The sequence below is a fragment of the Bacillus halotolerans genome (assembly GCF_001517105.1).
Lineage (GTDB): Bacteria > Bacillota > Bacilli > Bacillales > Bacillaceae > Bacillus > Bacillus halotolerans.
On record NZ_LPVF01000009.1, the window covers coordinates 357,698 to 379,011 of the forward strand.

Below are 21,314 nucleotides of genomic sequence, written 5' to 3' on the forward strand. Positions count from 1 at the left end.
TCTAGTATATCAAAAATTCCAATTTAAAAACTACCTGTATTCACTTGAGACGGCCTGGATACCGATTCTGAAAGTTTTTCGCCTTTTTCGTTCACAAGCTCGGCTTTTCCGTTCACTTTAACGGATACGCTTTTTACATCCGGCTGCTCTGTTAACGTCAGCACAATGCTGTTGAGCACTTCTGAAGAAATCATTTTCGTCTTTTCATCGGCGCTTCCGAAAATGGATTGATTAAAATCTAACGTTACACGTCCATCTTTGATTTTCGGTTTACTGACCAGCTTCACATCTTCGCTGAAATCCGTTAACAGGCCGCTCGCCTTCCTCGGGCCCTCAGCCAGTTCATTAATAGCCGCCGTAATGTCGTCTGTTTTGGAATTGTCAATTCGTTTCGTTACCGGCACGTAATACTCACTGTCATCGGTTTCCGCCAAATAGTAGACTGTCAGCGGATGTGTAGCAGTGAGATCATTGACGCCTGCTGTTTCCAAATTAATCCCGTCCTTACGGCTTAAATCGTCCGAGATCGGCGTGCCGCCTACAGGCATTTCCTTAAGTTCGTGCCCGTTGATTCTCAGCTTCACTTTGTCTATTGAACTGAATTGAGTCAGCGTCCACGTCACCGATTGAACGATTTTCTGTTCATCATCCTTCTTATAGTTTTTAAATTCCTTTGAGAAGTCCGCTATAGCAGTGCCATCTTTTTTGATGTCTACGTTAACAGTTGTGTCAGCCGGCAAAACAGCTCTGAAGCCATTCGGCAGAATCTCTGACACAGGCCCGCCCTGCACAAGGTATTCAAGCGCCTGCTTAGCCGTTCCTTCACTTTTCGGAAGAGGCATCGTTTGCGCAACGACATAACCGTTTTTATCAATGAGATAAAGCTCCCTCATCACTGTAGAAGAGTCCTGATTCGCTTTTTCGGTATCACTTTTTTCATTTTTTGTTTTTTCGGCTGCTGTTGTATTTGAATCGGTCCCCGCTTCATCATTTACGTATGTAACGTCTTGAGGCGGATCGATTTCCTCAGCTGTCTTATCGGATTGAAATAAACCGCACCCGGATAAAAGCAAGGCAGAGGTGAGACAAGTGGCACCAATGACTGCAGGTCCTTTTTTCAGCATACTTTTCCCTCCTAAGGCTGTTTGTACTACTATGTATACGAGCCTCTGCGGGAAATAGACCGATGAATTCCATTAAAAACAGAAAAAACCCGCAACACGCCGTTGCGGGGCAAAACTATCTTCTAATTGGTTCTCGCAAAGAGATGCATTCTACGTGACCTACTTCATGGCCAAACCAGTCATCTGCTATTTTCGCAAACTGCTCCCGTTCTCCAGTAGTCAGGAATTGATGATCTGGGGTAAACGGAGATTGATTCAGCAGTCCTTTATACGATAGAATCGTACTCACTTCCCGGGCTGTTTCATCACCTGACGAAATAATATTCACATGCTCTCCCATATATCTTTGAATCGCGTCTTTTAAAATAGGATAATGGGTGCAGCCTAAAATCAGCGAGTCAATCGATGTATCTTTTAACGGAGATAATGATGTTTTGACAATCTCGTCTGCTGTTTTGTCCAGAAACTTTCCACTTTCCACAAACGGCACAAGCAGCGGACAGGCAAGATTTTCGACCTTCAGTTCGGCATTTAATGCCAGAAGGGCTTCTTCATAAGCATTGCTCTTAATGGTGTTTTCTGTGCCGATGACACCGATATGCTGATTTTCCGTCACTTTTATCGCGGCCCGAGCACCTGGCTGGATCACCCCGACCACCGGAATATCAACGTCGCGCTGGATGTCTTCCAGCGCAATTGCTGTCGCGGTGTTGCAGGCGATCACCAGCATCTTAATGTGGTGGTTTTTCAGCAGATAATGTGTCAGCTCCCGCGTGTATTGAAGCACTTCTTCTTCAGGACGCGGCCCGTACGGACACCGTTTTGTATCCCCTACGTAGATTATATTTTCTTTTGGTAGCTGTCTCATGATTTCCTTTGCAACGGTTAACCCGCCAACCCCGGAATCAATGACTCCTATTGGTTGTTCCAACAAAATCGCCTCATTTTCTCTTCATTTCATGCTGCAGTTTCATCAATGATTTTTCGAAGATGGCTATTTCTTCATCTGTAAACGTTTCGAACATATCACGCAGGTATTCCTGCCTTTTTGTAATGACCTCTTGGATAATGCGTTCACCTTCAGGCAGAAGGTGTATCCTGACGACACGTCTGTCTGCCGGGTCCTTTACCCGCTCGACAAGCTCATTTTTTTGCATACGGTCGATGAGATCCGTCGTCGTGCTGCATGCCAGATACATTTTCCCCGATAGTTCGCCGATTGTCATGTCTCCTAATTCATAAAGCCATTGCAGACCGACAAATTGCGGCGGCGTGATCGCGTATTGGTTTAGGATTTCTCTTCCTTTTTGTTTAATGATCGCGGCGATGTGGCGGAGCGACTTTTCAATGTCCGCAACATGCTCCAAAGGTTTTGATGTCATTTGTCCATCCCTCACTCAAGGATCTCTTACGCACAAAAGCGTTCCGTGTCTATTTTCCTTCTTTTTTAAAGAAAATGCAAGACTCGCGGGACGAGAAATAGAGGGACATTAGGCAAATGAAAGCAAATTGAAAATCTCGTTTTATATCGTATCATTAAAGTTTAATATAAGAATTTGGAACTTTTCAAACAAACAGCAATAACCGGCTCCTCCTGAAAAGAAGGAATACCGGCAAGGATTAAAGCTCTAGCTCACCCATTCTAAGAAGCTCAACAACGGCTTGCGAACGCCCTTTCACACCTAATTTCTGCATGGCATTTGAAATATGGTTTCGAACGGTTTTCTCACTGATAAATAGCTCGCTTGCAATCTCCTTTGTTGTCTTATCTTGAACGAGCAATTCGAACACTTCTCTTTCTCTTTTCGTTAGCAGCGGCTTCGATTGAAATTCTTTCTCCTTCAAGTATTGTAACCCTCCTTGCTAAGGTGAGAGCGAATCTGAAACGAATGGGTTTTGATATAGTCAAGATATCATATGTCAGGAGGGCGCAGGAGGTGACGTTTACAGAAGAATTAGTTTATGGTGTATGGAGAAGCTTTTCTTTCTCCTCATTCGTCCAGCTGACAGCCTTTCCGCTTCCCTTTGACACTTGAACCATGACAACAGCTCCGGTGAAGCAAGGCTCCCCTGCGCTATTTTCTCCGAGGTAATGCAAGGTGAGGGATGAACTGCCGACAGCGCTTGTTTTTACATAAATACGCAAGTCTTCATAAGGCATAACTTGGCGCAGATAATCACATTGCTGACTGGCGACGACTGTCATGGTTTGCTTATGTTGTTTCATCATATTCAGATTTTTAAAATAAGATATCCTCGCTTCTTCAAAATATATGAAAGGGATTACATTATTCATATGCCCAAACATATCTGTCTCAGAAAATCGGACAGATACTTCATTAAAAAAAGAAAAGGATTCTTTCCATTTTTGAAACGGCATGTCAATGTAAGCAGGAAGCTTCATTTCACTCATCTCCTTATTGTTAAAAAAACCTCTCCCATGCGGAAGAGGTTTTTTCATCTTATACTCTGTCGCTTCCGAAGAAATTGCGGAATGCTTGTAAGTTTGTATCCCTGTTTAAGGCAGCGATAGAAGTGGTAAGCGGAATGCCTTTCGGACAGGATTGAACGCAGTTTTGCGAGTTGCCGCAATCTGCAAGGCCTCCTTCATCCATCAGCGCTTCCAGCCGGTCGGATTTGTTCATGGCTCCTGTCGGATGGGCGTTAAACAGACGGACCTGAGACATCGGAGCAGGCCCCATGAATTTTGATTTGCTGTTTACATTCGGGCAGGCTTCCAGGCAGACACCGCACGTCATGCATTTTGATAATTCATATGCCCACTGGCGGCGTTTTTCCGGCATTCTCGGTCCCGGTCCTAAATCGTACGTGCCGTCGATCGGTATCCACGCTTTTACTTTTTTCAGAGAATTAAACATTCTGCTGCGGTCAACCTGCAGATCACGCACGACCGGGAATGTTTTCATCGGTTTTAAGCGGATCGGCTGTTCAAGCTGGTCAACAAGCGCCGTACAAGACTGGCGGGGCTTTCCGTTTATAACCATTGAACATGCGCCGCATACTTCTTCAAGACAGTTCATATCCCATGTGACAGGAGTTGTCTTTTCACCTTTCACGTTAACCGGATTCCGGCGGATTTCCATTAACGCGGAAATGACGTTCAGGTTCGGGCGGTATGGTATTTCAAATTCTTCATCGTAAGGCGTGCTGTCAGGTGTATCTTGACGTGTGATAATAAATCGTATGGTCTTTTTCTCACTCATGATTATTTCGCCACCTTCTTCTTCGAGTAATCCCGTTTCCGAGGCGTTATCAGTGATACATCGACATCCTGATACTCAAACTCAGGCGCTTCATACGGGCTTACATGTTTAGCCATTGTTGTTTTGAGCCATTCATCATCATTACGCTCAGGGAAATCCGGTTTATAATGGGCGCCCCTGCTTTCATTACGGTTGTAAGCACCCAGTGTAATCACCCTGGCAAGCTGAAGCATGTTTGAAAGCTGGCGTGTAAACATAGCTCCCTGGTTGCTCCATTTTGTCGTGTCATTGATGTTAATCTTTTTATACCGCTCCATTAACTCCTGAATTTTGTCATCTGTTTTCAACAGCTTGTCGTTATGGCGGACAACCGTCACATTCGCCGTCATCCATTCCCCGAGCTCTCTATGGAGGACGTACGCATTTTCGTTTCCGTCCATATTCATAATCTCAGCCCATTTTTCTTCTTCTTTTTTCACGTGGGCATCGAATATCGATGAAGACAGATCCTCTGCGGAAGATTCTAAGCCGTTTACATATTTCACAGCATTCGGTCCGGCTACCATTCCTCCGTAAATCGCAGAGAGCAGGGAGTTTGCTCCCAAGCGGTTGCCGCCGTGCATGGAGTAATCACATTCCCCGGCTGCAAACAGTCCCGGGATATTTGTCATTTGATCGTAATCTACCCATAAGCCGCCCATTGAATAATGAACCGCAGGGAAGATTTTCATCGGAAGTTTGCGCGGGTCGTCCCCCATAAACTTCTCATATATTTCAATGATGCCGCCGAGCTTAATATCAAGCTCTTTTGGATCTTTATGAGACAGATCGAGATACACCATGTTCTCGCCGTTGATGCCGAGTTTCTGATTCACACACACATCAAATATTTCGCGTGTCGCAATATCACGCGGCACCAGGTTTCCATAAGCAGGATATTTTTCCTCAAGGAAATACCACGGCTTACCGTCTTTGTATGTCCACACACGTCCGCCTTCACCGCGCGCCGATTCACTCATCAGCCTTAATTTATCATCTCCCGGTATAGCTGTCGGGTGGATCTGAATAAATTCTCCATTTGCATAATACGCTCCCTGCTGATAAACGATCGATGCAGCAGACCCTGTATTAATCATGGAGTTTGTGGATTTACCGAAAATGATTCCCGGTCCGCCTGTCGCCATAATGACAGCGTCAGAACGGAAGGATTCAATTTGCATGTTTGTCAGGTTTTGCGCGACAATTCCGCGGCAGGTTCTGTCATCATCTAATATAGCGCCAAGGAATTCCCAGCCTTCGTATTTTGTGACCAGACCGGCAACCTCGTATCTGCGCACTTGCTCGTCCAAAGCGTAAAGCAACTGCTGGCCAGTCGTTGCACCTGCATAAGCTGTTCTGTGGTGCTGTGTACCCCCAAATCGGCGGAAATCAAGCAGCCCCTCGGGCGTCCGGTTAAACATGACGCCCATCCGGTCTAATAAGTGGATGATTGATGGCGCCGCTTCACACATCGCCTTAACCGGCGGCTGATTGGCAAGAAAGTCTCCCCCGTATACAGTATCGTCAAAATGTTCCCACGGAGAGTCGCCTTCCCCTTTTGTATTGACTGCTCCGTTGATGCCGCCTTGGGCACAAACCGAATGAGAACGTTTCACAGGAACGATGGAAAACAGCTTAACCGCCATTCCTGATTCCGCTGCTTTGATTGTCGCCATGAGGCCGGCAAGACCCCCGCCGACTACAATAATGCTTGTTTGACTCATGATAGCCCCTCTCCCTCTAGTAATCTAGTACTCTTATACAAATGCAAAAATCGCTTTTAAGCCTACGTATGACAGTGCAACAAAGATAATCAGCGTAACGTACGTCGAAATTCTTTGAGAACGTGGCGTTACAGTGATGCCCCACGTGACAGCAAAAGACCATAAACCGTTCGAGAAGTGAAAAATTGTCGATAAAACACCTACAATGTAAAAGCCCAGCATAGCCGGCGAGCTCAAGATATTCGCCATCATGTCGAAATTGACCTCAGCGCCCATCTGTGCAGCAATGCGGGTTTGCCACACATGCCAGCTCACAAAAATGAGGGTGATGATACCGGTTACACGCTGCAGGACGAAGAGCCAGTTTCGCATATAGCTATATTGTCCTGCGTTATTTTTCGCAGTAAACGCTATGTACACACCATAAACTGCATGATAAATTAAAGGTAAGAAGATAATAAAGATTTCCAGAGCATACCTGAAAGGCAGACTATCCATAAAATGAGCAGCATTATTGAATGCTTCCGCGCCCCTTGCGGCAAACTGGTTGACGACTAAATGCTGAATCAAAAAGATGCCGACCGGTATGACGCCAAGCAAGGAATGCAATCTTCGAAAATAAAACTCTCTGTTCCCAGACATTACTTTACCCCCTGTTTGATAAGTGCGAAATGTGCTAAATCTCTTCCCCCACTTCTTTCAATTGTAAGCACTTTATTAAGATTTATTGACAATTTCATTTTACTCCTACCACAAAAGGGCGTCAAGAAAACGCGTACATAAATTCTAATTTTCCGAATTGATTAGTTGATTCAAAAATTTTATTTTATCAATATATAATTCTTTCTTAATTTTTCATGAGAAATACAGGATCATTCTGTAATCCTCCCCCCTGTTTGAGCTATAATATACGCAGGAGAGAGGGGAGACAGATATGAAGTCTAAATATGAAGCATCTATACACAATTTAAAAGAAATTGAAATGAACGCCTATGCCTATGAACTGATACGAGAGATTGTTCTCCCAGACATGCTTGGCCAAGATTACTCTTCCATGATGTATTGGGCAGGGAAACATCTCGCCCGTAAGTTTCCTCTTGAATCATGGGAGGAATTTCCGGCTTTCTTTGAAGAAGCAGGCTGGGGAACCCTCACAAACGTTAGCGCAAAAAAACAGAAACTGGAATTCGAGCTTGAAGGGCAGGTTATTTCCAATCGGCTTAAATATCAGAAAGAACCGTGCTTTCAGCTGGAAGCTGGCTTCATCGCCGAGCAAATTCAATTGATGAATGATCAGATTGCCGAATCATACGAACAAGTAAAAAAGAGAGCCGATAAAGTGGTTCTGACTGTCAAATGGGATATGAAAGACCCGGTGTAATGAAAAAGGCGGTGACTGCATGAGTCCCGCCTTTTTGGTTGTCATTACACAGCTGAAGGGTGTTTCGAGAGCTCGAATGCATCGTGCAGTGCTTCCACCGCTTTTACCATGTCATTTTCGCTCACAACTGTTGAAACTTTGATTTCAGATGTGCTGACCATTTTGATTAATATGTTTTTTTCCGCCAGTACAGCAAACATTTCAGCCGCTACACCAGGGTTTGATACCATGCCTGATCCGACAATGGATACTTTGGCCAATTTGCTTTCTGTCTCGATTTTTTCGAATTCCAGCGCATCTTTGTACTCTTCAAGTACGGCAACAGCCTGGTCCGCGTCTTCGGATTTAACTGAGAAGGAAATCCCGGTCTCATGGTCTCCCGCCTGCGTTTGGATAATGATATCCACGTTAATGTTTCTTTTTGCAAGAGTTGTAAAAATAGTAGACAAAGTGGTCAAGCCGCTTGTCAGCCCGTAGATGGTTACCCTTGTGATTTGATCTTCGAACGCAATGCCTCTGACGATAAGATTCTGCTCCATGGATGATTCCTCCTCAATTAATGTTCCCGCTTCTGTTTCTGTACTTGAACGCACTTCTAACGGCACTTGGTAATTTTTCGCAAATTCAACCGCTCTCGGATGAAGAACGCCGGCGCCTAAATTGGCAAGCTCCAGCATTTCATCGTAAGAGATGCCGGCAAGCTTTCTCGCTGATTTCACGTAGCGCGGATCGGTTGTAAACACGCCGGGCACGTCCGTATAAATATCACATTTATCCGCTTTTAATGCGGCAGCCAAAGCCACTGCTGTTGTGTCTGAACCGCCTCTGCCCAATGTTGTGATTTCACTGTCGTCTGTCATGCCTTGAAACCCTGCCACAACAACGACTTTTCCTTCCTGAAGCTGGCCTTCTAACACGGATGTGTTCATCTCCGTAATTCTGGCGTTGCCATGGACGGCCTCCGTGCGGATCCCCGCCTGCCATCCTGTATAGGAAACGGCGTCATAGCCTTTTTCCTGCAGCGCCATGGAAAGCAAGGAAATGGTGACCTGCTCGCCTGTTGCCAACAGCATATCCATTTCACGTTTGCTCGGCTGATCAGTGATGTCTTTTGCAAGGCTGACCAATGCGTCAGTGGATTTCCCCATAGCTGATACGACAACAACGACTTGATGGCCTTTCTGTTTTTCCGCAATGACGCGGTTTGCTGCATTTTGAATTTTTTCGACTGAGCCGACGGAAGTACCTCCGAATTTTTGTACAATGAGACCCATGTATAACCACCCTTTACATTTTGGTTCGTGCGGGTGAGGAGAAAGAGTGCTTTGTCCACAATAAAAAAAGCAATGAGAGGAATTGCTCTCATTGCTTATCAATTAATCATCACGATGATTATGAACAACGAGATAGCCCTCCAAGAAAATGATTTCTTGACAGCCTTACATTTATTCAATGCACGGCCAGCAAATAATACCGATGGGGTTTTATTTACTTCGGCGACGCTCCCCTTTCAGCCTTTTTCTCAGAATCCATCTTTCTCCAAAGGCTTACTCTTGAAGTTCGCACCTCTATCTTCACCATATTACACGATCTAATTATGAAATTAGTTCACATTTTATCAGAACTTTTTCAAAAGGACAACATTATTTTTGCAATTTATCATAAAGCAGCTGTGCCGCCGCTGCGGGTACACCCGCTTTTTTGATGTCCTCGAGGCTTGCTTCCTTCATTTTTTTGACTGAACCGAAATGCTTTAACAGCATTTTCTTTCTTTTTTCTCCGATTCCGGGTATATCGTCTAGCACAGACTGGAACGCGCTTTTCCCGCGGATTTGCCTGTGGAAGCTGATCGCAAACCGGTGCACCTCATCCTGAATGCGCTGAAGCAGGTAAAATTCCTGGCTGTTACGTTCAAGATAAACCGTCTCCAGCGGATCGCCGATTAATAAATTGGAGGTTCTGTGTTTATCATCCTTCGCCAAGCCGGCGATCGGGATATCCAAGCCCAGTTCGTTTTCTATGACGTCACGGGCCGCATTGATCTGGCCTTTCCCTCCGTCTATAATGATCAGATCAGGCAGCGGCAGGTTTTCACGAAGCACTCTCGTATATCTTCGTCTGACAACCTCCCTCATTGAGCCGTAATCATCAGGCCCTGTGACAGTTTTGATTTTGTATTTGCGGTATTCCTTTTTGTATGGTTTGCCGTCGATGAACACAATCATCGCCGAAACCGGGTTTGTCCCTTGTATATTCGAGTTATCGAACGCTTCGATTCTGTGCGGGGTATAAATATTTAAGGCGTCTCCGAGTTTCTGCACAGCACCGATTGAACGCTCCTCGTCACGTTCGATTAAAGAGAATTTTTCTTTAAGCGAGATTTTTGCGTTTTTATGTGCCAGCATAAGCAATTCTTTCTTCGACCCTTTTTTCGGCTGATGGACGTTTGTTTCCAGCAGCTGCTCAATCATCGATTGATCGACGCTGTCCGGCACTAAAATCTCCTTCGGCAGAAAATGGTTGTTTTTTGAATAAAACTGCCCGATGAAGGTAAGGAACTCTTCATCTGCTTCCTGATAAAGCGGAAACATACTGACGTCACGTTCGATGAGCTTTCCTTGCCGTACAAAAAAGACCTGTACGCACATCCAGCCTTTATCATAAGCGTAAGCAAATACGTCACGGTCGACTAAGTCGTTCATCGTCATTTTTTGTTTTTCCATCGTTGATTCGATATGGGCAATTTGGTCACGAAGCTCCTTTGCCCGTTCAAATTCAAGGTTCTCAGCCGCCTCAAGCATTTTCTCTTCAAGCTCTTTTTTAACGTCGTTATAGCCGCCCTTTAAGAAACGGGTAATGTTCTCAACCAGCTCTCTGTTTGTCTCTTCAGAAATGTCCTTTACACACGGAGCAAGACATTGTCCGAGGTGATAATAAAGACACACTCTGTCGGGGAGCTTTGAGCATTTTCTGAGAGGGTAGAGACGGTCGAGCAGCTTTTTCGTCTCCCTTGCGGCCTGCACATTCGGATAGGGTCCGAAATAGCGCCCTTTGTCTTTTTTGACATTGCGGGTGACAATCAGCCTTGGGTGGCGTTCATGGGTGAGTTTTATAAAAGGATAGGTTTTATCATCTTTCAGCATGACGTTATATTTCGGATCATGCTTTTTGATCAAGTTCATTTCTAAAATTAGCGCTTCAAGATTGGAGGACGTCACGATATATTCAAAATCCTCGATTTCCGTCACAAGCCTCTGTGTTTTTGCGTCATGGGACCCGGTAAAGTAGGAGCGCACTCTGTTTTTCAGCACTTTTGCTTTTCCTACGTAGATCACTGTCTGCTGACGGTCCTTCATTAAATAACACCCGGGCTGATCGGGAAGGAGGGCGAGTTTTTCTTTCAGTTGTTTGTTCATATGTTACCCTTCCTTATATTTAGTCCTTTGTTTCCAGTTTAACACGAACAGGTGTTTTTCTCCATGGTTCACGATTGGCGAATAAAAAAAGCGATCCCTCAATTGGAATCGCTCTGGCATGTAAGCAGCCGAAAATTAAAGATGTTTGTTTACAAGCTCTTGAAGCGCTTCTTTCGGTTTGAAGCCTACAGATGTTTCAACAACTTCTCCATCTTTTAAAACAAGAAGTGTCGGGATGCTCATAACGCCGTATTTGCCTGCTGTTTCTTGGTTCTCATCTACATCGATTTTTACGATTTTCAGTTTGTCGCCCATTTCTTGATCTAATTCTTCAAGAACAGGTGCAATCATTTTACAAGGTCCGCACCAAGGAGCCCAGAAATCAGCAAGTACGACGCCTTCGCTTGTTTCAGCTGAGAAAGATTGATCAGTTGCTTTTACGATAGCCATTATTGAATTCCTCCAATTGTGAAATGATGATTTTTAGTATAGCATCTCCCATTCGTTCACGCTATTTAAATGCTTATAAATTATTTTTTCCTGATCACAATCGGTTTACTCATAGAATGGGGCATTAAAACACGAATCTGATAATCGCTCCGATCACCACGATTGCGCCGATGATCATTAAAATTGTACGAAGCATAGGACAACATCCCTTCTATAACCGTCATATACTTTACCATGCCCTTTTGGAGCTGTTTCAAAACAAAAAAGAGCGCTGTCCTCTAGTGGATCGGCGCTCCTTTTTTTGGTTAAGAATCAGTCCGTAATGTGAGTAAGACAACTGCCATTGGCGGCAGCTTTGCTTTCAATTTGTTTTTATTTACAGAATAACGGCTGAACGATTCAGGTTTTACGTGCTCCGGATCATCAAACGTGTTATGGGCGTTCATCTTTTCAGCAGTCAGGATAGCACCGGAATGATCCACAGTCTTGTCAAGACCTCTCAGCTCGATCTCCACCTCTGCTTTATTTTGATGATCAATGTTACAGATGCTGACGTTTATATCGCCCTCAGCATTTCTTGATGCTGACACACTGATTTGAGGCAGCGTTTCTCCCTTCCATTCATAGTCAGCAGACGTTGTTTCAGTATCTAAAAGAGAGGCATCCTGATGTACCTTAAACATATCAAACACATGGTATGTCGGCGTTAATAGCATCCGTTCTCCCTCAGTCAAAATCATAGCTTGAAGAACATTTACCGTCTGTGCGATGTTGGTCATTTGCACCCGGCGGCAATGCTGATGGAAAATGTGAAAGTGAGAAGCTGCGACCAGCGCGTCACGAATCGTGTTTTGCTGATATAAAAAGCCTGGGTTCGTTCCTGGCTCAGGGTCAAACCATGTGCCCCATTCGTCAATAATCAGTCCGACCCGCTGTTCCGGATCATATCGGTCCATAATTGTGCCGTGTTTTTCAATCAATTCATCAATGTATTTGGCCTTTTTCATCGTGATGAACCATTCGTCCTCTGTAAATTCTGTGGCCGATCCTTTGCCCTTCCAGAAATCTCCCGGAATCGTGTAGTAATGAAGGCTTAGCCCATTCATCAGGCCAGCGGCTTTTTTCATGAGCACGTCCGTCCAATGAAAATCATCGACGTTTGCACCGCCGGCAATTTTATAAATTTCATTGCCGCTGTAATTGCGGACATACGTTTGAAAACGGCGGTATAGATCGGCATAGTACTCAGGGTGCATGTTGCCGCCGCAGCCCCAATTTTCATTTCCCACTCCAAAATATTTCAGCTTCCAAGGCTCTTCTTTTCCGTTTTGTTTTCTCCAATCCGACATGGGCGTGCCTTCTTTAAAGGTCATATATTCGATCCAGTCGGCCATTTCCTGAACTGTTCCGCTTCCTACATTGCCGCAAATGTAAGGTTCGCACTCAAGCAGCTCGCACAGCATCATAAATTCATGTGTCCCGAATTCATTCGATTCAACTGTGCCGCCCCAGTGAGTATTGAGCATCGTCTTGCGGTCACCCACACCATTAGCCCAATGATATTCATCCGCAAAGCAGCCTCCCGGCCATCGGAGGACAGGAATACGCAGCTGTTTCAGCGCTTCTAACACATCTTTTCTTATACCGTTTATATGAGGAATGCTTGATTCCGTTCCGACCCAAATCCCTTCATAAATCCCTCTTCCTAAATGCTCAGCAAAATGACCGTATATGTTTTTGTTGATCGTTCCTTTTACAATATCCGTTTGAATCACTGCTGTATGTTCAGACATGCTTGATCATTCCTTTCATACAAATATGAAAAGCACCACAGTCAAATATAGGATCTGTGTTTTGTCTGAGGAGCCAGCATGAATGTAAGCGCTTTTAAAGTAACCTTATTATATATGTCCGTACATGTCAACGAATTTTTTTATTAGTTAATATTTGTACGTATGTATTTAAAAACCCCGAACTTTTGCAGTCCGGGGTTCCCTTTATGAGTGAATATTCAGCTGTTTGAATTCTTCAGTCAGTAATGGGACGACTTCAAATAAATCGCCTACAATACCGTAATCAGCTATTTTAAAAATATCGGCTTCAGGATCTTTATTGATGGCGACAATGACCTTGCTGTTGGACATACCCGCCAAATGCTGAATGGCACCGGAAATTCCGCAGGCGATATACAAATCGGGAGTGACAACTTTTCCGGTCTGTCCGATTTGAAGTGCATAGTCACAATAATCAGCGTCACACGCCCCGCGTGAAGCGCCGACTGCTGCGCCCAGCACCTCGGCAAGCTCCTGCAGCGGCTGAAAGCCTTCCTTGCTTTTTACACCGCGGCCGCCTGCAACAATGATTTTCGCTTCAGAGAGATCAACGCCGTCCGCTGTTTTTTTGACGATCTCTTGTATGACGGTACGGAGATCCGTAAGGGAAACTTCGATGCTTTCAATGCTGCCTGTCCGGCTGGCGTCTTTTTCTAACGCTTGAATGTTGTTTGGACGAATCGTCACAAGTGTCATCGGATCCGTTGAAATGACACGTTCAAATGCCTTCCCTGAGTAAATCGGTCTTGTGAAAACAACGTTCTCTCCGGTAACGCTTACATCTGTAGCGTCAGAAATCAATCCCGTTTGGAGCCGGGCTGCAAGCTTCGGTGACAGATCCTTCCCCATTGCAGTGTGTCCGCATACGACCGCATCAGGTTTTTCCTTTTCAATAATGGTTCGCATCACTTGGCTGTATCCGTCTGCCGTATATGCCTTGAGCTTTGGGTCCTCAGCTGTGAAAACTTTGTCTGCACCGTAGTGGATCAGCTCCTCTGTATGCTGTGATACGTTTTCTCCTATAAGAACACCGATCACTTCTCCATCACCTGAAATGGTTCTTCCAGCGGAGATTGCTTCAAAGGTGACATTTCGCAGTTCTCCGTCACGAATTTCTCCGAGTACGATCACTTTTTTTCCCATCCTAACATCCCCCTGTTTCTTTGAATGTGCAAACGCTAAATGACTTTCGCCTCGCTGCGAAGCAATGATACGAGCTCTTTTGCCTGTTCGGCAGGCTCACCCTGCAGAAGCTTCCCGGCTTCTTTTTTCGGCGGCAGAAAACGTTCAATTGTTTTCATTTTTGGTTCAGCATCTTCTTCATCCAAGTCCAGATCATCCAGCTCAAGCTCTTCAAGCGGTTTTTTCTTGGCTTTCATGATTCCCGGAAGCGATGGGTAGCGCGGTTCATTTAAGCCTTGCTGAGCTGTGACCAGCAAAGGAAGAGTCGTTTTGATTTTTTCAACATCCCCTTCAACGTCCCTTTCCGCTTCTGCGTCACTTCCATTGATGTCGAGTTTGGTGATCGTCGTGATGCACGGAATGTCCAAAAGCTCTGCCAGGCGAGGCGCCACTTGTCCTGAACCTCCATCGATCGCGACATTTCCGCCGAGAATAAGGTCAAATTCCTGATCCTTCATATAGTGGTATAAAACTTGAGAAATGGAATACTGGTCGGGTTCTTCGAGATCATCTTCTATGTTGATTAAAACAGCTTGGTCACATCCCATGGCAAGCGCTGTACGCAGCTCCTTTTCCGCTTCTTCGCCGCCGACTGTAACAACGGTGATGGTGCCGCCGTGTTTTTCCTTCAGCTGAATGGCTTCTTCAATCGCGTATTCATCGTACGGATTGATAATCCATTCAGCCCCGTCATCCTGAATCTTCCCTGCGTCAATGACGATTTTTTCTTCTGTGTCAAACGTCCGTTTCATCAGTACAAATAGATTCATGATCATATCCCCTTTTATTCGCCTTTGAACTGAGGCTTTCTTTTTTCGAGAAATGCCTGAATGCCTTCCTTGGCGTCCTCCGACTCAAACGCTTCTCCAAACCGCTTTGCTTCAAGTTTTAAGCTGCCTTCATAGGAATACACCTTGTTTGTATAGAGAAGCTCAAGCAGAGACGCCATCGTTTGCGGACTTTTTTCTGCAAATTTGCCAGCAAGCGTTTTCGCTTTTTCAAGCACTTCTGCTTCATCTTTTGCTCCGATTGTCACAAGTCCGAGGTCAAGCGCTTCTTTCCCCGATATCGGTTCTCCTGATCCAATGAGCTCCAATGCTTTTGCTGTACCAACGTATCGCGGAAGCCGCTGTGTACCTGCAAAACCGGGAATAATGCCGAGGTTAAGCTCAGGAAGCCCCAGCTTGGCATCTTCTGCCGCAATTCTGATATGGCAGGCCATTGCAAGCTCCAGCCCGCCGCCGAGGGCAGCTCCGTGAATCGCTGCGATAATCGGTTTTGGAAAGCTCTCCATTCTCTCCATCAGCTGCTGGCCGCGTTCAGCCAGCATTGAGGAATCCTCACTGTTTCTCAGTGATGTAAATTCTTTGATATCAGCGCCTGCGGAGAAGAACCTTCCTTCCCCATGTATAATAATGCACCGCACGCCTGCATCTGTCTCACACTGATCAAGACAGGAGGACAGCTCTTCTAATATCCGGCTGGAAAGCGCGTTTGCCGGCGGATTGTGAATCGTCATAACTGCAACAAATTGATCAACTGCGAGTGATATTGCATTCATAGGACAGAACTCCTTTACTTATTGTGAATTCCGGATACCAGTAATTCTAAAACACTGTCTGACAAAGCTGCCAGATCATACTTTTGATCATTCATCACCCAGGTCGTCACGGTTTCGTCAATCGTTCCAAAAATCATTTGCCGGGCGAGGCGGACATCGAGGCCTTCTTTTAACTCGCCTGATTGTATTCCTTCCGTCAGAATGCCATCTAGAATATTTAAGTAGCCTTTTAATATTTCATTAATTTTCTGCCGCAGCTCCAAATTGGATTGGCGGAGCTCAAGCTGAGTGACAATGGCGAGGTTATGGTCGCCCGCCAAAAGTGAGAAATGTTTTGAAATCACAAGCGCCAATTTCTCTTTTGCTGTTGCCTTTTCTTTTATGTCCTCTTCCATCCGCTCAATGAATTGGCCCATTTTTTCTTTAAACAGAGAAATTAAAATGTCTTCTTTATTTTTAAAATAAAGATAGATGGTGCCGTCCGCTACTCCGGCTTGTTTGGCGATTTTAGATACCTGTGACTGGTGGTAGCCGTTTTCCGCAATGACTTCAACTGCTGCATCAATAATCTGCATATACTTTGGCCGTTTTTGCTTCAATTTTCATCGTTCCTTCCTATAGAAATGAATGACTATTCATTCATAATTTTATGATAAGAAGGATTTTCCGGTTTGTCAAGTTTATTCATAAATGTTCTCTTTTTCTGGCTCTATTTGTTACTTGATATGATGATTTTCGGTTTCTTCCTCAAGTAAACGCCTTCTTAAAATTTTCCCAACCGCTGTTTTCGGAAGCTCTTTTCTGAATTCATAGGCTCTCGGCACTTTATAGGGCGCGAGACGGGCTCTGGCGAAAGCGTCCAGTTCTGCTGCGTCGGCTTGTGCGCCTTTCTTTAACACGACAAACGCTTTTACCGTTTCCCCTCTGTACGAATCAGGCACGCCTGCAACGACAATTTCCTGAATCGCTTCATGTTCGTACAGCGCTTCTTCAACTTCACGCGGGTAAATATTATAGCCGCCTGCGATAATGATGTCCTTCTTCCTGTCGGCAATATAGAAAAATCCATCTTCATCCATATAGCCCATGTCTCCGGTGAAGAGCCATCCTTCCTTTAAGACAGCAGCCGTTTCCTCCGGCTTGTTCCAGTATCCCTTCATGACCTGCGGGCCTTTTACGACGATCTCACCATGCTCATACGGGGCGGCAAAATGGCCAGTCTCGTCAGAGTAAATGGCAGCGTCTGTATTAGGCCAGGGACAGCCAATACTGCCGGGTTTGTTTTTTCCCCAGATAAAATTTGCGTGTGTCACCGGAGAGGCCTCGGATAAACCATATCCCTCCACAAGCTTTCCGCCAGTCACCTTTTCAAATTGCTGCTTCACCTCGACAGGGAGAGCCGCTGATCCGCTGAGGCAGCTTTTAATAGATGACAGATCGTATTGCTGTAATTGGGGATGATGCAAGAGGCCAATGTAAATCGTCGGCGCGCCGGGAAACAGTGTCGGTTTTTGTTTATCGATGATTTTGAGCGTGTGCAGCGGATCGAACTTGGGAAGCAGGATCATTTCAAATCCCAGTTTAATCGAATAATTCATCACTGCTGTCAGCCCATAGACGTGAAAAAATGGGACAATGCCAAGCACTTTTTCATCGCCTTCCTTTACGTTGTACATCCAAGCCGCACACATTTCGGTATTGGCTAAAATATTTCTGTGCGTGAGCATGACTCCTTTGGGCGCTCCCGTCGTACCTCCAGTGTATTGCAGAACGGCGATATCATGCTCAGGGTCAATGTCCGGAATTGTGATCAGCTCTGTTTTTTCCCGCTTCATGCTCGAAGCAAAGGTATGAATATTGTCATTTTCATCATAGTCAATGTGCACTTTTTGTTTTTGCGTAAGCGGATAGAGAATATTTTTCGGAAACGGCAAATAGTCTTTTATACTCGTCACCAATATCTGGTCTACAATTGATAACGTTTTCATTTTTATTGCCTTCGGGAAAAGCAAATCTAAGGTGATGATCATCCTGGCCTCTGCGTCTCTCAGCTGATATTCGAGCTCATGCTCGGTGTAGAGCGGGTTTGTCTGCACCACGATACCGCCGGCAAACAGCACCCCATAATAAGAAATGATGAATTGCGGACAGTTGGGCAGCATGACAGCCACTCTGTCTCCTTTTTGCAGGCCATTTTCCTGCAGAAAAGCTGCGAGTTTAAGAGCATCCGTCAACATGTCATGAAAGGTGAGTTTTTTTCCGAAAAAAGATACGGCTGTTTTGTCAGGGAATCGTGCGGCGGAGTCTGTCAGGATGGATTGCAGGGTTTGGTTCGGCAACGGAAGCTCATGCGGGATATCGTCGGGATACTCGGCAAGCCACGGCTTTTGAGACTGCATAAAACCTCCCCTTTCGATTTTAGCGTTCACCCTATTATTATAGCAGATGGACGGCAAAAAAAAGAAAAAGAAAGGAAAATCTTTCTTTTTCTCATCATACGAACAGATATATAAGACCAATCAACAAAAAGATTCCCGCCGCGGCGAGCAGTATTTTTGCAAGCTTTTCCATCTATTCTCCGTCCCCTTATATTCCGGCTGCCACAACAAATGAGAGCCCGACAGAAATGACAAATGAAATAAAGCCGACAGCCCGGTTATCATTTTCAATTTCTTGATCAATTTTAAACCGCGGTGTCAAAAACTCAAAAATGAAGTAGCTGATCAAAAGCATAACAAACCCGTACACACCCCAGCCGATCATTTGCAGCAGAGAATTGTGCTGAGAGATGGAGTGCTGGAACACATTTGCTATTCCTAAAATTTTCCCGCCGGTTGCCATTGCCACAGCGAGATTTCCATTTTGAATCTCTTCCCAGTTTTTATAAGCTGTCACCAGCTCAAACACAGTCAAAAAGAGGACGAGGCAGAGAACCGCGACACTGTAATACGCCGCGATTTCCACAAGCTCGTTTTCCCAAAAATCACTCATGGTCATACTCCCTTTTATTTTAGTTCAACAATTGTAACGCCCGATCCTCCCTCACCAGCTTCACCGAAACGGGAGTTTTTAACGCTGCGGTGATTTTTCAGGAGATCCTGCACGCCTTTTCTTAAAGCGCCGGTACCTTTGCCGTGGATAATGGATACCCTTGGATATCCAGCTAACACCGCGTCATCCAAGTATTTTTCAACACGGCTGAGGGCATTTTCATAGCGCTCGCCGCGAAGATCAAGTTCAAGCGATACGTGGTAATCTTTGCCCTTAACCGCTGTAATGAGTTTTTCTTTTTTTGGTTCCGGAGCCGACTTGATAAATTCCAAGTCTTTTTCTTTCACTTTCATTTTTAAAATGCCGATTTGAACATTCCATTCATTGCCGCCGGTTTTTTCAAGCAATGTTCCTTTCTGCCCGAAAGTAAGGACTTTTACTTCATCCCCCGGCTTCAAGACGCGTTTTTGCGTTTTCGGTTTTTCCGGTTTATTGGACTTTTCAAAGGTCGGCATAGCGCCTTCTAACCGTTTCTTCGCGTTGATCAGCTCGTGATCCTTGAAGGATTTGTGTTCTTCTTTAATCGAGCGTAATTCGTGAATGATGTCTTCAGCTTCTTTTGTGGCCGCTTTAACTTTTTCAGCCGCCTGCTGTTCGGCCTCTTCCATCAATTTGTCTTTTTTGCTGTTGAGTTCAATGATTTGCTGCTGCAGCTCTTTATGCAGCTTTTCGGCTTCTTTTCTGAACGCCTCTGTTTCAGAAAGCTCTTCTTCCGCCCGTTTTTTGCTTCGTTCAAGAGACGCAATCATCGTATCGACCTCATTATGCTCGGCCGTCAATTCTGATTTCGCCTGCCCGATAATATGGTCCGGAAGCCCGAGCCGTTTAGAAATTTCAAAGGCGTTGCTTCGTCCCGGCACACCGATTAAGAGCTTATAGGTTGGTGAAAGGGTCTCAATGTCAAATTCGACACTGGCGTTCATGACGCCTTCTCTGTTATAGCCATACGCCTTTAACTCCGGATAATGCGTCGTCGCTAATACTCTGGCATTGGTGCGGTGGACTTCATCCAGGATGCTCATGGCGAGTGCCGCGCCTTCTTGCGGGTCTGTACCTGCGCCCAGTTCATCAAAGAGCACCAGGCTGTTTTCGTTGACTTGTTTTAAAATGCCGACAATGTTCACCATATGGGAAGAAAATGTACTTAAGCTTTGCTCGATCGACTGTTCATCGCCGATATCAGCGAACACATGCTCAAATACAGCGGCTTCCGATCCTTCATCTGCCGGAATATGAAGACCCGATTGCGCCATTAAGGTCAACAGCCCCAGTGTTTTTAAAGTAACTGTTTTCCCCCCGGTATTCGGTCCTGTAATCACGATGGTTGAAAAATCGCCGCCCAGCTCGATGTCATTGGCGACCACCTGATCAGGCGGAAGCAATGGATGGCGCGCTTTTTTCAGACGGACAAATCCGCTGTCATTCATGGTCGGTTTTGTCGCTTTGACCGCTTTTGCGTATTTCGCTTTTGCAAAAATGAAGTCAAGCGTCTGCAGGACTTGCAAATCTTGAAAAAGCTCCTCTGTGTGCTCCGCCGTATGCTCTGTCAGCACGCGTAAAATCCGTTCAATTTCTTGCTTTTCTTTCACTTTCGCCTGCTGAAGCGAGTTGTTCATATCTACAATCGCCTGCGGTTCAATGAACAGAGTCGCGCCAGATGAAGAGGTGTCATGCACAATGCCTCCGTAGCTTGATCTGTACTCTTGTTTGACCGGGATAACAAAGCGGTCATTTCGGATTGTAACAATCGTATCAGACAGCATTTTCGAAGCGGAGGAGGAACGCAGAATCGACTCTAACCGGTCTCTGATTCTCGATTCGAGCGTTCTGAGCTGCGTGCGGATTCCTCTTAACGTTTCTGACGCGTGATCAAGCACTTCGCCGTGATCATCTATGCAGGAATTCATTTCCCGTTCTAAATCGGGCAGTGTAATGAGCTGTTCAGTATATTGCTGCATCAGCGGAATGTCGACTCCGTCTTCAGCCATTTGTCCGAGAAAGTGTTTCATTTGTTTGACTGCGTAAAGCAGCCCTGATATTTCAGTGAATTCCGAGGGACTGAGAACGCTGCCGATTTCCGCCCGTCTTAATGCCCCTCTGATATCGGTAAGGCCGCCAAACGGCGCCTGGCCTCGCAGCCGGATGATCGCAGAGGCTTCATCTACCTCATCCAGCTGTTTTTTGATTTCGTCAATCGAAGCAGAAGGCTTTAGCTGGAGAAGCATTTCTTTTCCGAGCGATGAAGCGGCGTGCTCGATTACCTGTTCTTTCACTTTATGGAATTCAAGAGATGATAATACTTTTTGCTGCACGGTTGTGTGAGCCTCCTT

Annotated in this window: 20 protein-coding genes and 1 riboswitch; of the genes, 1 reads left to right on the top strand and 19 read right to left on the bottom strand. The window is 45.3% G+C overall.

The features are described 5' to 3' along the window. Positions 1 to 23: 23 nt before the first annotated feature. The 8 genes from AU387_RS09490 to sdhC all read right to left on the bottom strand — a co-directional run bounded on the left by AU387_RS09490 (position 24) and on the right by sdhC (position 6,753). On the bottom strand, positions 24 to 1,124 hold the full coding sequence (locus tag AU387_RS09490) for a GerMN domain-containing protein (protein ID WP_059335547.1): 1,101 nt from the start codon (positions 1,122 to 1,124) through the stop codon (positions 24 to 26). A gap of 115 nt (positions 1,125 to 1,239) precedes the next feature. Next, positions 1,240 to 2,058 (bottom strand): glutamate racemase, encoded by an 819-nt coding sequence (racE, locus tag AU387_RS09495; protein ID WP_082687871.1) that lies wholly within the window; start codon positions 2,056 to 2,058, stop codon positions 1,240 to 1,242. A 7-nt stretch (positions 2,059 to 2,065) separates the two neighbouring features. Next, on the bottom strand, positions 2,066 to 2,506 hold the full coding sequence (locus AU387_RS09500) for a MarR family winged helix-turn-helix transcriptional regulator (RefSeq protein WP_003222521.1): 441 nt from the start codon (positions 2,504 to 2,506) through the stop codon (positions 2,066 to 2,068). 238 nt (positions 2,507 to 2,744) lie between these two features. Next, positions 2,745 to 2,969, bottom strand: coding sequence for a spore germination transcription factor GerE (gene gerE, locus AU387_RS09505; protein ID WP_003184172.1), 225 nt, complete (start codon positions 2,967 to 2,969; stop codon positions 2,745 to 2,747). Positions 2,970 to 3,084: 115 nt separating this feature from the next. Next, positions 3,085 to 3,528 (bottom strand): acyl-CoA thioesterase, encoded by a 444-nt coding sequence (locus AU387_RS09510; RefSeq protein WP_044154043.1) that lies wholly within the window; start codon positions 3,526 to 3,528, stop codon positions 3,085 to 3,087. A 58-nt stretch (positions 3,529 to 3,586) separates the two neighbouring features. Then, positions 3,587 to 4,348, bottom strand: coding sequence for a succinate dehydrogenase iron-sulfur subunit (gene sdhB, locus AU387_RS09515; protein WP_024122397.1), 762 nt, complete (start codon positions 4,346 to 4,348; stop codon positions 3,587 to 3,589). A gap of 2 nt (positions 4,349 to 4,350) precedes the next feature. Continuing rightward, positions 4,351 to 6,111, bottom strand: coding sequence for a succinate dehydrogenase flavoprotein subunit (gene sdhA / locus AU387_RS09520; protein WP_044154038.1), 1,761 nt, complete (start codon positions 6,109 to 6,111; stop codon positions 4,351 to 4,353). A 33-nt stretch (positions 6,112 to 6,144) separates the two neighbouring features. Continuing rightward, a complete protein-coding gene (gene sdhC, locus AU387_RS09525; protein WP_059335548.1) occupies positions 6,145 to 6,753 on the bottom strand; it encodes a succinate dehydrogenase cytochrome B558 in 609 nt (202 codons plus the stop codon). A gap of 292 nt (positions 6,754 to 7,045) precedes the next feature. On the opposite strand from sdhC, the gene AU387_RS09530 reads away from it, so the two are divergent. Then, complete coding sequence (locus AU387_RS09530) at positions 7,046 to 7,492, top strand: YslB family protein (RefSeq protein ID WP_059335549.1); 447 nt, start codon at positions 7,046 to 7,048, stop codon at positions 7,490 to 7,492. Between the two features lie 44 nt (positions 7,493 to 7,536). Here the strand turns inward: AU387_RS09530 and AU387_RS09535 are convergent, their stop codons facing one another. From AU387_RS09535 to AU387_RS09590, 11 genes are all read right to left on the bottom strand, one after another. Further along, a complete protein-coding gene (locus AU387_RS09535) occupies positions 7,537 to 8,766 on the bottom strand; it encodes an aspartate kinase (protein ID WP_059335550.1) in 1,230 nt (409 codons plus the stop codon). A 125-nt stretch (positions 8,767 to 8,891) separates the two neighbouring features. After that, positions 8,892 to 9,071: riboswitch (Lysine riboswitch) on the bottom strand. A 64-nt stretch (positions 9,072 to 9,135) separates the two neighbouring features. Next, positions 9,136 to 10,908, bottom strand: a complete 1,773-nt coding sequence (gene uvrC / locus AU387_RS09545) for an excinuclease ABC subunit UvrC (protein ID WP_059335551.1) — start codon at positions 10,906 to 10,908, stop codon at positions 9,136 to 9,138. A 135-nt stretch (positions 10,909 to 11,043) separates the two neighbouring features. Continuing rightward, entirely contained in the window at positions 11,044 to 11,358 is a 315-nt protein-coding gene (gene trxA, locus AU387_RS09550) for a thioredoxin (protein ID WP_003222500.1), read from the bottom strand. Positions 11,359 to 11,663: 305 nt separating this feature from the next. Beyond that, the gene (locus tag AU387_RS09555; protein WP_059335552.1) at positions 11,664 to 13,151 is read right to left on the bottom strand and encodes an alpha-N-arabinofuranosidase; all 1,488 of its coding nucleotides are present in this window, start codon (positions 13,149 to 13,151) and stop codon (positions 11,664 to 11,666) included. Positions 13,152 to 13,355: 204 nt separating this feature from the next. Continuing rightward, positions 13,356 to 14,333 carry an electron transfer flavoprotein subunit alpha/FixB family protein gene (locus tag AU387_RS09560; protein ID WP_059335553.1) on the bottom strand — a complete coding sequence of 326 codons (978 nt, stop codon included), beginning with the start codon at positions 14,331 to 14,333 and terminating at the stop codon, positions 13,356 to 13,358. Positions 14,334 to 14,368: 35 nt separating this feature from the next. Then, the gene (gene etfB, locus AU387_RS09565) at positions 14,369 to 15,142 is read right to left on the bottom strand and encodes an electron transfer flavoprotein subunit beta (RefSeq protein WP_024122404.1); all 774 of its coding nucleotides are present in this window, start codon (positions 15,140 to 15,142) and stop codon (positions 14,369 to 14,371) included. Between the two features lie 14 nt (positions 15,143 to 15,156). After that, entirely contained in the window at positions 15,157 to 15,933 is a 777-nt protein-coding gene (locus AU387_RS09570) for an enoyl-CoA hydratase (protein WP_044154016.1), read from the bottom strand. Positions 15,934 to 15,947: 14 nt separating this feature from the next. Further along, positions 15,948 to 16,532, bottom strand: coding sequence for a fatty acid metabolism transcriptional regulator FadR (gene fadR, locus AU387_RS09575; RefSeq protein WP_014477593.1), 585 nt, complete (start codon positions 16,530 to 16,532; stop codon positions 15,948 to 15,950). Positions 16,533 to 16,649: 117 nt separating this feature from the next. After that, a complete protein-coding gene (locus AU387_RS09580) occupies positions 16,650 to 18,332 on the bottom strand; it encodes an AMP-binding protein (RefSeq protein ID WP_059335554.1) in 1,683 nt (560 codons plus the stop codon). Positions 18,333 to 18,519: 187 nt separating this feature from the next. Next, positions 18,520 to 18,924, bottom strand: a complete 405-nt coding sequence (locus AU387_RS09585) for a DUF350 domain-containing protein (protein WP_010335217.1) — start codon at positions 18,922 to 18,924, stop codon at positions 18,520 to 18,522. 14 nt (positions 18,925 to 18,938) lie between these two features. Beyond that, a complete protein-coding gene (locus AU387_RS09590) occupies positions 18,939 to 21,296 on the bottom strand; it encodes an endonuclease MutS2 (RefSeq protein ID WP_059335555.1) in 2,358 nt (785 codons plus the stop codon). Positions 21,297 to 21,314 lie beyond the last annotated feature (18 nt).